6 protein-coding genes are annotated in these 16,248 nt (G+C 46.6%); 2 read left to right on the top strand and 4 right to left on the bottom strand.

Annotation, left to right across the window (positions count from 1 at the left end; translation table 11 throughout):
- Positions 1 to 95: 95 nt before the first annotated feature.
- Entirely contained in the window at positions 96 to 2,888 is a 2,793-nt protein-coding gene (locus QUA97_RS13580; protein ID WP_333194881.1) for a tetratricopeptide repeat protein, read from the bottom strand.
- A 225-nt stretch (positions 2,889 to 3,113) separates the two neighbouring features.
- On the opposite strand from QUA97_RS13580, the gene QUA97_RS13585 reads away from it, so the two are divergent.
- Together QUA97_RS13585 and QUA97_RS13590 are read left to right on the top strand one after the other, a co-directional pair.
- A complete protein-coding gene (locus QUA97_RS13585; protein WP_333194882.1) occupies positions 3,114 to 5,606 on the top strand; it encodes a zinc metalloprotease HtpX in 2,493 nt (830 codons plus the stop codon).
- A 1,359-nt stretch (positions 5,607 to 6,965) separates the two neighbouring features.
- Positions 6,966 to 7,529 (top strand): RNA recognition motif domain-containing protein, encoded by a 564-nt coding sequence (locus QUA97_RS13590; RefSeq protein ID WP_194012650.1) that lies wholly within the window; start codon positions 6,966 to 6,968, stop codon positions 7,527 to 7,529.
- Here the strand turns inward: QUA97_RS13590 and QUA97_RS13595 are convergent.
- The 3 genes from QUA97_RS13595 to QUA97_RS13605 all read right to left on the bottom strand — a co-directional run bounded on the left by QUA97_RS13595 (position 7,526) and on the right by QUA97_RS13605 (position 15,994).
- Positions 7,526 to 7,672: a hypothetical protein gene (locus tag QUA97_RS13595; RefSeq protein ID WP_194066051.1), complete on the bottom strand. Its 147-nt coding sequence runs from the start codon at positions 7,670 to 7,672 to the stop codon at positions 7,526 to 7,528. The two genes, QUA97_RS13590 and QUA97_RS13595, sit on opposite strands and share 4 nt — an antisense overlap.
- A gap of 204 nt (positions 7,673 to 7,876) precedes the next feature.
- The gene (locus tag QUA97_RS13600; protein ID WP_194066050.1) at positions 7,877 to 8,890 is read right to left on the bottom strand and encodes a tellurite resistance TerB family protein; all 1,014 of its coding nucleotides are present in this window, start codon (positions 8,888 to 8,890) and stop codon (positions 7,877 to 7,879) included.
- A 429-nt stretch (positions 8,891 to 9,319) separates the two neighbouring features.
- Positions 9,320 to 15,994, bottom strand: coding sequence for a CHAT domain-containing protein (locus QUA97_RS13605; RefSeq protein ID WP_333194883.1), 6,675 nt, complete (start codon positions 15,992 to 15,994; stop codon positions 9,320 to 9,322).
- Positions 15,995 to 16,248: the final 254 nt, after the last annotated feature.

Genomic DNA, 16,248 nt, shown 5'->3' on the forward strand with positions numbered 1-16,248 from the left:
CTTTGTCTAAGTGCATAAATCCTGTGAACTTTTGGTGTAAGTTAACTGGACAAATCCGCCTCCTAAATGCCGCATCTTTACTAATTGCGATCGAGCTAACTGCTGACAGTATCATCACCAAAATTATCGAGAAATTTTTGCAGCGAATCGCGTCTATTGCGAGTCCAATCGTTATTAGGAGCAATGGCTAAAGAGCGATTAAACATTTCCAATGCTTCTTGCCAATTCTTGAGTGCTTCCTGTTGCTCAGATAATTTTGCTTGCAAATCACCCAGACCTCGCAGCGCAATCCCTTTGTTGTTGAGAACACCGATATCATCCGGTGCAATAAGAAAAACAGAATTCAAGGCAGCGATCGCCTCTGAGTAAGACTGTTTTGCAGCCTCAAATTCACTTAGCTGTGCTTGCAAATCACCCAGACTTAACAGCGCCTTCCCTTTGTTGTTGAGAGCACAGATATCATCCGGTGCAATAAGTAAAGCAGAATTACAGGCAGCGATCGCCTGAAAGTAAGACTGTTTTGCAGCCTCAAATTCACTTAGCTGTGCTTGTAATTCACCCAGACCTCGCAGCGCATTCCCTTTGTTATTGAGAACACAGATAGCATCCGGTGCAATCAGTAAAGCAGAATTCAAGGCAGCGATCGCATCAAAGTAAGACTGTTTTGCAGCCTCAAATGCACTTAGCCGTGCTTGCAAATCACCCAAACGTCGCAGCGCATTCCCTTTGTTGTTGAGAGCATTGATATAATCCGGTGCAATAAGTAAAGCAGAATTATAGGCTGCGATTGCCTCTGAGTAAGACTGTTTTGCCGCCTCAAATTCACTTAGCTGTGCCTGTAAATTACCCAGACATTTCAGCGCAATCCCTTTGTTCTTGAAAACCTCGATATCATCTGGTACAATAAGTAAAGCAGAATTATAGGCAGCGATCGCCTCAAAGTAAGACTGTTTTGCCGCCTCAAATTCACTTAGCTTTGCTTGCAAATCACCCAGACTTTGCAGCCCATTCCCTTTGTTATTGAGAGCATTGATATCATCCGGTGCAATAAGTAAAGCAGAATTACAGGCTGCAACTGCCTCTAAATATTCCTGTCTTGCCTCTACATATCGAGCCAACCGAGCATAGTAATTTCCCTCCGATCGCGAAACTCTACCAAGCCAATAATCACTTTTAATCCACAACTCATCTCTAACTTCCAGCAGCGCCTCGCATTCCTTATAGCGACTCTTGTCCAAAGCTTCATCAAACACCTCTTTCCATTCTTCTACACCCCGCTGCCAATCCAAGCGATTAGCATGAAAAATTGCCTCACCCGCATCCCCCACTTCCCGATAATGCCCCTCTAAAACCTCATGAGCCCTGCGAGTTTTCGGATTATCCCGATCGGCATCCAAGCGCCGCAACAAATCGTGAATCCGATACCAATTATTCCCCCGCTTTTGGGATTCCCAAACAAAGGAAAAGCCAGTCAACATCTCAAAATTTGCACTGCTTGCCTGGAAGTGACAACCAGTTCCTAATTTCACGTACAAATCCTCATCAAAAGCGCGGCAAGCACTCAGCGAATGCACGGCCGATCGCACTTCGCGATCCACATAAGTCAGCAACCGATCCGTTAACTCCGCAGTCTTATTTTCCAACTTCGGAATCCGCGCAAAATCCGACGCCAGCAACTCAATTCCCCGCCTTCTTTCTGCCAGCACCGCATCCGCGCACAAACCCAAATAAAACGGATGTACCTGCAAATTCTCCAAATTATCAGCGGGATTGACGCTGGCATATTTAATCACAGCATCTGCCAAATCTGCCTTGTAAATCTCCACTTTGTGCAAGTAATCCCTCGCATCGGCGGGCGACAAATGCCACACCAATTGTGCATCTATATAATCTGCAGGAATCGGAAACTTTGACGCATTCGGCCACCGCAATTGCGTCACCGGACAATCTCGCCCCGCCACAACAACTACAATCCCCAATTTGTAATCCAATGCCCTCAACAACCGCCGAAACCACTCATCTTGATACCAAAAAGTTGCGCCTTGAGAATTTCGTTTTTCCTCCCACATTTTTTCGTGAGTATCGAACAACATGACAAGGCGTTCTGGTTTATTTTTGCCAGCCATTGCCGCATTCAAATCCCCGGCAAATAATTTCGGCAAACAGTCCATTAATTCAGTATCAATATCTTTGCGCCGAATTTCATCCGCCTTTTCATCGCTGACACCGAGGCGCTGTTGAATTAATTTCATCACTCCCTTAATCCCGCTCAATTTAACTATGCCTTTAATCACGGCGACTGCTTGCGCCACCACCGGAAATCCTGCAAAAGTTTCAATGGCTGGTGTCACCAATTGAATGACATCATCGGGGAAAAGTTGGCTGAGAGTTGCGTCAGACTCGCCTTTGTTCAATAAATACCAAAAGCAAGCAAAATCATAATTGGGAAATTTAAATTTATGTTTTTTGGTGGTTTCTGCGATATTTCGCCGCAGCATCAGCAAGCCGTAAAATCTATCTTGCGGTTTATCTTCTTTGATCGGAATCAATCCGAAATCGTGTCTGACTGCGGGGATGGGAGTGTAGGTTTTCGGGGCGGCATTGCGGACAAAATTAGCAACTTCGGCGGCTTGTGATTCTGGGATTTCGCGCAATCGCTGCCAATCCTGCGACGGAAATATTTTGCAGCAGTGAAATTCCAAGTGTTTTAGCAGCAGTGACTTGCCGTTGCCTCCATCCCCGAAAAAATACAAAATTTGTTCGCGGGGCGGGTCTTCGTTTAAATAAAAGGCAAATCGGCGGGTAAATTCGTGTCTGTCTGTGAACAGTTGCAGTTGGCGATCGCCCGCGATCGATTCGCTTTCAAAATCTTCGTCGTCAATTGGCATGGTTGTTCGGGTGTGGTGGTTTATGGATTAATATTGCAATGGCAGATTTAAGGTAGATAAACACTGATGAACGCAGATAATTTTAGGATATCTGATGAATGAGTATAAAAGGTCTGTTGTTAGCTGAAGTTTATTGCAAATGTTAATTCAAGGGTATGGGGCTATAGTTGCCGAAGTGCCTTCGGGTGAGGTTATCTTAGACAAGACGCGATCGCAAGCACAGTCATGGCATCTCCACACAATCCAAATTCGGCGGATTCATCTCTGAAACAGTCTCTAGAGGCTGGGTTAGCCGCTTTGAAACAAAAAGATTACCAAAGCGCGATCGCCCTTTTAGAATCCGTCAGCCAAAGCGCTGCAAATCAACCGCCCGGAATCCGCGCGCAAATGGGATTAGTGGCGGCGTACAAAGCAACCGGTAATCTCAAAAGCGCGATCGCCCTTTGCACTTCCCTCACCAAAATCCCCAACACTCAAATCAAAACCTGGGCCGATCGCACTTTAACCGAATTAACCCCACCTCTCCCCCCAAAACCACCGGAAACTCCCCCAGAAACAGGCTTTGTCGCCTTCGATTCAGCAACGGAATCAGCGAAAAAAATGCTTAAGGGCGATGGCTTACGCCCCGCTTCGCTACGACCAACCGCAGACAAAAAAACCGGATTTTCACCCTTAGACCCGACTAGCGCGCCAGAAAAGACCAAATCGACACATATTTCACCGCCACCTCCACCCCCCAAACCACCGATTCGCCCCACCTCAGAAGAGGGCGATCGCCCACCATCTACCGCCCCCACAGAAACCGCAACCCATGCAGAAACTAGCGGCGAAAACAGTTCCGGTTCCGCAACAAATATCGAACTCCCAAGCCCAGAGACTTACCAACTGACTTGGCGCGAAGCAGGGCGCACAAAAAACCCGCAGCCCCTGAAACCGCTCAAATTGCTGAATTTTTGGATTGGGGCTGCTGTAAGCGCGATCGCCCTATTTTTCCTCGCCCGATTTGTCCTGCAATTCCTGCTGACAAACGCTAATTTTCTATTGCTTCAGTTTTACATATTTACAAGACTGCCTATTTTCGCGCCGATCCAACTTTTTTACCGCGATCCAACTCCCTTTGTGCAGATAGTTTTTGGATTGCTTTTGGCCTCATCTCCCTGGCTGACAGACGCGCTGCTAAAACTATTTTGCGGCATCGAAACCCTGCGCGGCTCAGTTTTATCCAAGCACAGCAAAGAAGCTAGTCGGGTACTCCGCAGTTTTTGTACCAAGCAAAATATGCCAACCCCTGTGTTGAAACTCTTGCCGCTAAATGTTCCTGTGGCTTTCAGTTACGGCTGTTTGCCCCGTTTTGCTCGGATTGCTGTGAGTCGCGGGCTGTTGGAACAGTTGACGGATGATGAAATTGCGACTATTTTTGCGCGGGAATTAAGCCACATTTCTCACTGGGATTTTGCGCCGATGTCGCTGGCGTTGCTGGTGATTCAGATTCCTTACTTGATTTATTGGCAGGTGGCGCACTGGCAAGAACGTTTGTGTGATTTAATGACGATCGAGTTTTTGCGTTTTGCTGTGAGAAATTTGGCCGCTGCAATTTCTGCTATTAGTTACGGGATTTATAAGTTGTTGCGCTGGCCGATGTTGTGGCTGTCGCGCCGCCGGGTGTATTTTAGCGATCGCACCGCTGCGGAAATTACGGGCAATCCTAACGGTTTGACGCGGGCGCTTGGTAAAATGGCGATCGGCATTGCTGCAAATATCGAACAGCAACAACAAACTAGCTTTTTTCTTGAAAGTTTCGATTTGTTGTTACCCCTGGGAGTCGGACAAGCTGCAACCATTGGTTCTGCTGCGTTGCGCGCGCCGCTGTCACAGATTTTGCTGTGGGATGTCACCAATCCCGATCGCGCTTGGCTGACGGTTAATAGCACGCATCCTTTGCTGGGAGAGCGTTTGAAGCTATTGGAGCTTTACGCGCAATTCTGGAAAATCGAGACTGAGTTAGATTTGGCGAGTCTGTCGCTGGAATCACCGAAGCCAGGAAAATTATCTTTGTTTCAATCAATACTCGAATTTAAAGACTCAAAACTATTTTTACAGGGCGCGCCGTTTTTTGGGATTCCCCTGAGTTTGGGCCTGGTGGCGCTGCTTTGGCTGATTGGCTGGATTTTTTCGCAGACGAGTATTTGGCGGCTGGATTGGCTTTTGGGCGATCGATCGATCTTTTGGGGCTGTTTGCCGATCGGATTTAGCATCGGTACTTTGATGCGGATCAATTATTTTTTCCCCGACATTACGCCACGAGAAACCGCTTCGCCGAGTTTACCCCAAATTTTGTCAAATCCCGATGTTTTGCCCGTAGATGCTCAACCAGTGCAGCTTTCCGGGCAGCTTTTGGGTAGGACTGGTATAGAAAATTTGCTGGGACAGGATTTGATTTTGCAAACGGCGACGGGTTTGGTGAGGTTGCACTATGTTTCAAGGTTTGGGCCCTGTGGTTCTTTGTGGCCGCAACCTACTCGCCCCAGCGATTTGATCGGAAAACCAGTTGTGGCGACTGGTTGGCTGCGTCGGGGTGCTACTGTGGCGATCGACCTCGAAACCCTCCGCAGTCAAGGCAGCCTAGTCAGTAACAGCGGACATCCGATTTGGTCTGCGATTTTGGCTTTTGCTGCTGCTTGTTGGGGCGCATACATTATTATCCAAGGCGGAAGATGAGGGAATTTGGGATTTGAGATTGCACAAAAGGTTCGTAGTACGGACTTCAGTCCGCACTACAAACCAATAGAACTCTTGCAAAAATACAGTTCACCCACCCCAACCCTCCCCGAACTCGCGGGTAGGGGGCAAGATTATTCTTGTTTCCCCCCGCGGGAGGGGGGACTTGCGGGGGGTGAATTTGACTTTTGCAAGATATATAATGCTCTTCCCTCTTCCCTCTTCCCTCTTTTCACCCGCTCAGCTTCGCCCTCTTCCCTCGGACTGATGACGTTGTACGGAAAGCTCCGAGGCGACAGCACTGATGACGTTGGACTAATGACTGATGACGTTGGACTTCTTCCCTCGGACCTCTTCCCTCGGACTGATGACGTTGTACCGAAAGCTCCGAGGCGACAGCACTAATGACGTTGGACTAATGACTGATGACGTTGGACTTCTTCCCTCGGACCTCTTCCCTCGGACTGATGACGTTGTACCGAAAGCTCCGAGGCGACAGCACTGATGACGTTGGACTGATGACTAATGACGTTGGACTTCTTCCCTCTTCCTTCGTAAAGAAAAGTTGCTTTTTAAATGACATCCTGTTACATTTGTTTATATAAATTGGATAAAACAAAAATCGCAATAACTTCAGTGGGCTAAAACCGCTAAGGTATTGCGTAAAAATTGTCAACCTCCCAACACAGCAAGTTTAGCCAGCCGCTTGTCGGCTGTTTTTTTAGACTGGCAATTTTGCTGTGGGCGATGAATTCAGAAAAATGATTCAGATTGTTGTTTTCATCAAATTCGCCTGAAATATACCTAAATAGCTAGCTCTGTCACCCAGGTTGTGATACCTTTAAAGAATGGTCGGACGCTGCCGAGCCCGATTTAAGGGAGACCGGGTAAGCGAGCAGTTTTTAGGATTAGGAGCGAGATGAGGAGCGAGGTAAGATTACTGGGCCAAAAAATGTTAGCAATTTTATCCATCACTGTATTAAACTGAATACTGGCATTCCGATCGCTTGAAATGACATCCTTGGACATAAATTTCTACACGGCTCTGGCTACAAACATTCTGAATCAAAACCGCAAGCAAGAAATACAGAATAGCCAATAGCCTCAACATTTGAGTGATGACTAAAAGTTTACACAACAACCTGAGATTTCAAGGCTCTCTGCATCGGCGGTTAAGTTCCGGCCCGATCGGAATAAATCACCTTTTTTTTCTAAAAGGTGGGAGAATCTGTCAAGGTTGGTGGGAGGAATGTGCAAATTATGCGGTTATGCGGTCTTTCCCTGAAGTCAACATTCAGTTGACAGCAGGTAATTCGGTTCGAGCAAATTAATTAGAATCCTATTCTGGAGGAATTTTTCATGTCTATTCGTCTTTATGTTGGCAACCTACCCAAGGAACTCGATCGCCTAGAATTGCAAGAAGTTTTTGCACCCGAGGGCGAATCTGTTACCACAAAGGTAATTACAGACCGCAAAACAGGTAAATGTAGAGGATTTGGTTTTGTGACGGTGCTAACCGACGAACAAGCCGACCAAGTTATTGAGAAATATAACGGCTTGATGTTCAAAGAAAACCCGCTAAAAATAGAGAAGGCACTCCCCCGCTCTAAGGGTAAATCGGAGAAGGGCGAAGAAGATCAGCAGCAGTCATCGTCGCCTGCTTCACCGCAGTTGGCATCCGCATCAACAGCGATGCCGGTGCCCGCGCCGCAGCAACAGCAGCGCTCGGCTCCCCCAACTCAAGGTGGAGGCGGTTCTAGTAAAAGCAATCGCCGTCGGAGTGACAACAACAAGTCTCGCCGCAATCAGTCAACAACCACAGTGTCGAGCGCTGATTCTGGCTCGGTACAGCCAGATCCACGCTGGGCGAGCGCTCTGGAAGAACTTAAGCAACGATTGGTGGAAGCTCAAACGACTAATTAATCGAAAATGGCGGCGAATTGCTGCTGTCTTCCGACTGAGGTTGACTGACTCTGAAAGTGCGATCGAGAACCGACTACAAAGCCTGTTCTCGATCGCACTATTTTATTCCAACAACCTCTAATATCAATTCCGGCTGCACTCATACATGATGTTAACGGTTAACAGTCAACAGTCAACAGCCAACAGCTAACAGTGAATTTACAATTCCGATGAAGAGAGGATTTGATATAATATCTAGCACCCCGCTAAAATAATCGTCACCGTATCGTAGCGCTGTTAACTGCTTTAATATCCTGTCCCGTCAATTGACAACTATAAGATTGGATCGCAGAAGCTAAAAGTAGTGTTTATTTCTCCCCAGAGAATTGGATCGTCTGAATAAAATCAAAAATCTTATTCATAAGATTCTCAACCTCCGACTCAATAGAACCCAATTCCTCCTGCTTCTCATAAATTCGCTGACAACTCACCGTATAGCAAAAATCGTCAACGATCAAAGCCATAAATCCCCGGTAAGCATCCATCAAAGTAAGTTGACCGTCATTTTGTGGTACGCTGACATTAGCACTCCCAGGCAAATCGGTCACTACAAAATAAGCATTTTCCTCTTCTAAATATTCACTGTAAAGTAACTGAGAATTAGCAAATTTAGCCAAAACCGTGTCATCAATAAACTTGTTAAGAAACAAAGTAAGATAAGCCCATTCCCCCGCTGATTCGATTAATTTTTTCACATCACCAGAAAGCGGGAAATAATCAATTTTCAGCAAAACACCAAAATCGTCAGAAAAAGCAACAAAGCTTTTGTCATCCTCAATTTTACCGCCTCGTTGCCTCTCAACAGGAATCGAAACCACAAAATTGCCTAGAGCAGAAAAATACAACGCCTCATCTGTCTCGATATCGTAATCTTCGAGTTTTAGTTCCGAGTATCCAGCAATTACATCCTCAATAATTGCCTTAGCTTCCTTATCGCCTACACCTAATACTTCTTGAAATTCCTTGAGAAAAGCCCGATGCTTCTGAGACACTTCGCCCTCTGCGACAAACATTGCTGCGGTAATCGTAAAAGTATCCAACACCAACTCATTTGGGAGTGATTCACAAGCCGTATTAAATAATCCTCCTAAACCGTCTTTGGCAAGAATACCCGCGAGTTTTTGAAGAGTTGCTGACATATCATCCTCCGAGTATTCAGCAAATATTTCTGAATCCCAAATTCTGCTTATCAAGATATCGGCACTCACATCAGGGTAATTTGCCTCCGCTGCGACAAGTGCTACCGCCGCGACGGATTCCTCTACACGCAACTGCATTGATGATTTATCTTTGGACTTGAATATTTTAGTAAAATTGCCCACAGGTTTTGCTCCATTACAGTAGTTGGCAAAGAACAGTTTATAACTCAATACGGTTCACTTAAGACGATCTCCCTGGCACACCCCTTAAAAAGGGGGGGATCAGAATGCCCTCAAAGTCCCCCGACTATCCGGGGGATTTAGGGGGAGCTCCGGGGCATAAATATGTTAAGTGAACCGTATTGTTCTATATATAGCGGTTCTCACAAAAGTGAGGATAGCCCTATTCCCCATACCCTATTCCCTATGCCCCATACCCTATTCCCTATGCCCTATTCCCTATTCCCTATCCCGGATAGTACCTCATACCAGAGCACAGAAAGGCTATAGCAATCCTAAATGATTTGTAGAACTACTCGTTACAAGTTCGAGCGAAAGTACGCTTCTGGGGCGAACCAATCTTATTGTTAAAATTAGATGCGCGCCAGTTTATTACCAAGGACTGCCAACCATTGTAAATCCTGCCCAAAATTTTGGATGAGATAAATCTGAATTTGCTATTTGTTCGACTTTGGTAAGATCGATCGCCCTTTGAGTTCCCACCAACTTACCATCTTTAAATACTACCTGTTTGCGAATCATCGCCAGTTGAGCTTGTCTCAGGGCTTCAGCTTTAATCGGAGCCGATCGCAAATTAGCATAAAACTCCGTCATCAGCGCCAAAGTCGTAACATCCTTAACCTTCCACAAACTCGCCAAAGCTGATTTTACACCGCTGCCGACTGCCAGCCCAGCAAAACCCATTTCCGCTGTCGGATCGCCGATCGCAGTTTCGCACGCACTCAGCACCAATAACTGTACTTGTCGGGGATAGTACCACTTAGCCAACCGAAATTCATCCAGCGGCAAAGAGCGCTTCCAAAAATCAATTTCAGCTTCCCTGCGCCCGTATTGATTTTGCGGAAAACTCGCGTGAGTAGCCAAGTGAATAATATCAAAAGATTCTTGCTGGCGCTGTTTTATGAGATTTTCTACAGTAAAATCTTGATTGAGAAAAAAGCGGCCAGGCCACAAGGGCAATTCGGCAGGATTTTGCCCGTTACCGATTGTACCGGCGATCGCAGCTAATTCGATCGGCACTGCAGGCAAAGCAAGTTTATCAGTATTGGGAAATACGGAAGCACCCATTGCCAAAACTTCCGCGTTTTTCAAACTTTGATAACTCGTGCTAGTCAAGCTAACACTGGGAATTGAGCCGAGGCTGTATTTTTCTACTAAAAATTGCTGGCCGTCGTGCAAAGCAGCTAGCGGCAACTGGCGCAAACCCGCATCGAAAGAAAACACTAACGTATCGACATTTAACGCTTCTATATCTGAACTAATCGGCGCAATTAACCACTGGTAAAGTTTCTGAGCAATTGGCAAATATCTTGTATCTGCTGCATCATTTGGCTTAGCCAAAAAGTGGTGAAACTCTCTCACTGTTTTTAGCAAAGTTTCGCTGTTGACAATAACTTTTTTGATAATCGGAGGGCCGTCGGGAACTACTAATACTAGCCACAATGCTTCAAAACGGACTAGCGCGTAAACAATAACCGCTTGCTTCCCGGTTTCCTCCTTAATTGTTTTGAGAGTTTCTTTCAGATATTCAATAGTTACTTGTTGGTCGGTAAAATCTTCGCCATAATAATTTTCATAGTCTTGTTCAAACAGTTTATCAATTAGACCAACAGCATCATTACCATTGCCTTGGTCTAATGTTTGTTCGACGCTCAACCTGCTAATTTCTAAGGGAAAAAGATTAGGGATGGCTGCGGGCGCGGGTGCGGGAGTTGGTGCGGGAGTTGGTGCGGGAGTTGGTGCGGGAGTTGGTGCGGGAGTTGGTGCGGGAGTTGGTGCGGGTGCGGGGGCTGGAGTTGGCGCGGGAGTTGGTGTGGGAGTTGGCGAAAAAGTGATTTGGGGAATGTTGGCCAACCAATCAGGCTCTATTTGAGCAACTGGCGGCTCAATAGCAGGTGCAGAATCGGGAGTTGAGACTATCCATCCGTCCGGTTGTTCTGTAGCAGAAGAACCAAGTTCTGGCGGGTTTTCTGGTGGCTTTTCCGAAGGCGGTATAAAAGTAAGATTGGGTGCTTTCTCAAGGGGCGGTGGTGTGAGCGAAAAGTTGTTCTTTGGATCGGAAAATGCCCATTCAAAAGTGTTGCCTCCGGTTTCAGGATTTGGGGTGATGGTGGTTTTTGCTGCTAATAAATCGCCAATTAACAAGCCTAATTGCTGTTGCGGAGTTTGGCTTTGAGTGGGTGCGAGAATCGGTGCGGGAATCGGTGCGGGAACGGGTGAAACAGAAGGTGCAGGTACGGGTTGAATTTGTCCTACAGGCGGGTTGTAAGGGGCTTGAATGGGTGCGGAGGCTGGATTTTGCCCGATCGCACTTGGAGAAGCGATCGCGCTGGGAGAAGCGATCGCGCTGGGAGGAGCGACGGGGGCGGTGAGTTGGGCGATCGAGGGAATTGTCGGCGTGACGGATATTCGGGCGGCTGCGCCCGGTGTGGTTGGGGTAGAAGGCTGGGTGGGAAGCCTGCGGGGCGGCAGTGTAAAGAAATTGGTGTTTAGCAATTCTTCGAGTTCGGGAAAATTCTCGAATACGGGCGCGGGTGCGGGTGTTGGTGAGGGAGTGGAAGATGGAGTTTGGTCGATCGGGCGATCGGGTATGGGGGATGCAGTCGCCGTCGGTGAGGCCGTTTCAGTTGCCGGCGACGGCGAGGGAACAGCCGTCGGTGGGGTTCTTGTAGCTAGGGTTATGGGCGACGGAACAGCCCTCGGCGCGGGTGTTGGTGCGGGTGTTGGAGATGCAGTCGCCGTCGGCGCTGGTGTGGCGGCGGGTGTTGGAGATGGAGTCGCCGTCGGCGCTGGTGTGGCGGCGGGTGTTGGAGACGGAGTCGCCGTCGGCGCGGGTGTGGCGGCGGCTGTTGGAGATGGAGTCGCCGTCGGTGCGGTTGTGGCGGCGGGTGTGGCTGCGGCTGTTGGAGATGGAGTCGCCGTCGGCGCGGGTGTTGGTACGGGCGTAATGGGTGAGGGAACCGAGTTAATTTGAATGCGCTCGCGATTTGATGCGAGACTGGGGTCTTGTCTGTGAGTGTATCGATAACTGTTATCGGGTAAAATCGTTTGTATGGGATTGCTATTTCCTCTAGTAATTGCACTAGCAGTTCCATTTTTCTCGGAATTGCCGACAATAAAAGGCGTGATTCCGTCGCCCCCGTGGTTGATAATTATGAAGCCGCCGCGATCGTCTCCTGAACTTGCAGCCGTAGAGATGCTAGCATTGATGCCGTTTCTGTCTAAGAACGAATTGGGCGATCGAAAAAACCTTTGAGTCAAAATCACAACATCTCCGCCCCTACCGCTTTCCATACTTTCAGCGTTAATTAAACTCAGAACAATGTCGCCCGCGCTGCTGCGGTTAATCGCGCTGACATTGCCCGCATTTCCATTGGCCGAAGAGTCAACTTCTCCAGCATTAATATTACCATTGGCATCGAGAAATATATTGCCGCCATTACCACCGGCCGAAGTGTTGATATTGCCCGCTGTGATATTAGTTCCCGCATTCAAATCAATATTGCTGCCATTATTTTGGGAAGTCGAGTCAAGATTTCCTGTTTTAATTTCTCCCTGTTCGCTATACAAAGAAATCCCGGCTTCCGAAGTAATTTTTTGAGCGGTAATGTTATTAGTTGCAGTAATATCGACCGCTACCGTATTGCTGGGAATATCATCTTGAATATTGACGCTATTGAGAGGAGTCAGGCGGCCGATAGCACCGCCAAACTGAACAACTCCCGCATTTGGCTTGACCGCGAGATTGTACGGCCCGTCAATTGTAGAATTAAAAGTAATGTCGCCCATCTCCAGAATGTTAACAGAGAGGTTTTCAGACAATGTTACCGGAGCAGCAAATGTAATATTGTTGCGGTTAGTTTCGATAGTTCCGCCTGCTGTAATACTATTTGCCTTAATATCTATATTGCCGCCATTCATCGTGGTGCTGGGAGCAAAAGTGCGGGAATTAATACTAGATGTCGCCACATTTTCCTTAGCATTTATCACCACATTTCCGCCTTTGCCATTGGCGGCGGCAGTAATCAGCGGGCCGGCAGTTGTGTCAATATTACCGCCGCTTTGAATGCGAAGATTGCCGCTATTGGCGTTGAATCCGGTTAATAATAGGGCGCTGCCAATTCCTGCGGTACTGATGTTAGTGGCGGCTTCGAGGGAAATATTGCCGCCGCTGTTGCCGCCGATCGCGTTGATAAGTCCGGCTCTAGTATCGATCGCCCCGCCGCTTTTGAAGGTGATCGAACCGCCGTCTAGTATTCCGATCGCGCGGATGTCGCTGGTAGTAATATTTCCCCCAGCATTTAAATTAACAGTGCCGCCTGTGTTAGTTTTTTTATCGGCAGATAAACCGTCATAACTTGTCAGTAGCTGACCTGTTGTAATATTGCCATTGCTGTTAGTAAAATTGAGATTTCCGCCCCGAATTCCCGATACTAATACATTGCCTGTATTAATGTCACCGCTAGTGGTAGATAAAGTAATGTTGCTGCCATTCCCCTTAACGGAATTACCTGCGATTGCAGTTCCTTCTGTCGGCGTTTTGATGCCGGTGCTGGCTTGAATGGTAATATTGCCAGCGGCGCGATCGCCCGTGGTGTCGATCGCCCCGGTATCTATGGAACCGGCGGTGCTCGTAAGGGCGATCGGGCCGCCGTCTTGATTTGCCATTACGCTGAGATTGCCCGTCGTAATATTGCGATCGGCTTTTAAAGTAATTGATCCACCATTTTCTGGGTTAAAAATAGTATCATTTCCTGAATCCTGAGAGCTAGTTGCATTTAATTTTCCAGTAGTGATAGTGCCATTCGTGCTAGTAAAATTAATGCTACCACCTCGCAATATCCCGTAGTTTAATACGTTACCTGTTCTAATATTCCCACTGGTAGACAGAGTAATATTGCCGCCCTTACCGTTGTCTGAAGAATGATTGATATCGCCAAACTGGATATTGCCATTTACGCTTGTAATATTAATATTTGCACCATCAGATTGTGAAGGATCTTCACTGTAGGTTAATATCTCACCTACAGTAATGTCACCCCTTGCCTGTAAATTTACAGCACCAGGACTGCCGACAGAAGCGTTATTACTCGTATCTATAGATCGGGGAGTCTGGAAAATAATAGAACCCTGTTCGCTGATGATACTAACATTACCGCTATTTCCATTAGCCTTGATGACCCCATTATCCCTACTAACAGTTTCTAAACAAAACGAGTAAGTAGCACAGCCGATCGAGATATCGTTTTTGGCTTTAATGGTAATATTACCCCCTCCATTAGGTGCGGAAGTATTTATATTTAAATTTTGCACTTCAGGTTTATTTCCTGCTATAAAAGTAAAGCTGCCACCTGCATTCACAGTAATATCACCGCCAACGCCAATACCAGAAATATTATTAGCAAGAAGTGCTTCTGTTGAAATATTTCCCCCAGCACTCAAAGATATATAACCAGCATCACCCGCTATATTATAGACTGAAATAAGTCCCGCTTGAATGTTGCCTGTAGCTTGCATAATTATAGGGCCTACGTTATATGGCAGGTTGTTATAATTGTATATTCCTACTACTTGAATACTGCCACCAGAGCGCAAAATTATAGAGCGCGAAGTAGCCAAAATAAATTCATCTGTACCAGGAGAAGCATTAGCAAAAGCTGCATCTGGACTTGTGATTGAAATACCACCGTTAAAAGTAATATTTCCCGTCCCCGAAGTCGTATCTACCTTCAGAGATGCACCCGTATATCCCCCAGATATATAGTCATTGGGCTGCGTAAATATCGGATCGTACAAACTGGTAAAATTAGCAGGTCTACCCGATAAATCGACGATCGACGTATTACTGCCACTGCGAAAATGAGAATCTGTAGATATGATGCCATCACTCGCCAAAGTCAAATTTCCACCGCTAATAAACGGCGTTTCCAAAAGATGATTCAGCGCCAAAATATCAATACTTTTATTACCTTGAATATAAAGATTGCCGCCAGCATTCGCCACAAACGGATTCGCCACACTGTCGCGCACCCGCACCGTATCATTAGCCAGCAAACTCAAATCACCAGTTGTACGCAACAGACTTTCAACTAACGTCAAATTGCCATTAGCTGACAGAGTTGCATTCTCGGCAGTTACTTCTTTAGCAACAACATCTCCATTCTCAACCTGCACGCCACCAGTTAATTCTACTTGCCCTTGAGCATTCACTATCACCCCCGTTGCACTTCCCCCACCACCAGTCAACAACTGCGGCAAAGATGCAACTGGTAACACCCAACTTTGCGGCAAACTACCAGCCACAGATTGCGGTTGAATCTCCAAACTCAATAAATTTCCCGGCTGACTAATTCTAACTAAACTTTGACCCGGAACCGCCGCCACAATAATATTTCCTCCCGGTGCAGCAAGTTGTCCCGCACTCAAAACCGTGCCGCCCAACAAACTGATATTTTGTCCCTGATTCACCGCCAAATTACCAAGATTGATAATTCCTCCCGGCTGTAGATTTGTAAAAGCAAAAGTATTCGGATTTCCGACTAAATCTGTATAATTATTCGTACCAACCGCACTAAACCAATTGTTGCCGAAACCGATTCCTGTTGCAGTAGTCGCCGTGAAAGAACCGGGAATATTCAAACTAGAATTTGCACCAAACACAATCCCCGCCGGATTCATTAAAAATAAATTAACATTGCCGCCCGTAACTTGAATTATGCCGTTAATCAGCGAAGCATCACCGCCGACAACTCGCCCTAAAATATTGCGGATATTGGGATTTGAGATAAAATTGGCAGTTTGTCCTTGAGTTAAACCAAATTGCTGAAAACTGTGAAACAAATTAGTGCCATCGCCGGATTGTTGGCCGCCTTGGATGTTGAATTGATTGCCATTCGGGGTGATTTGAGTATTTGTGCCGTCAGCAGCGGGAGTAATTTGGGCCGTGGCTGTTTGGGATGGGGTGAAAAGTCCGATTTCCCCAGTTACTAAGCTGGTAAAGGAGAGGAATGTTAAGATAAATATATTTTTTGTATGGGCTACTTTCATGATGTTTATTATTAAATTAGATTGCGATAATAAATTTCTCAATAATATATAATATCACAATCTTGTAGCGGTTCCCCTCGCCCAAATATTTGACACCCAACGACGAATCGTATAGGGAGCATTTCACTTTTGCCGCCAAGCTATAAATTGGAGGTAGGAGGCAGGAGACAGGAGACAGGAGGAAAGAGGAAGAAAGAAGGAGTCAAAAAAAGTATTTTTACAAATATGAGATGCTCCCATCGTATAAACTCGCC

This window comes from Microcoleus sp. CZ3-B2, assembly GCF_036705055.1.
Taxonomy (GTDB): domain Bacteria; phylum Cyanobacteriota; class Cyanobacteriia; order Cyanobacteriales; family Microcoleaceae; genus Microcoleus.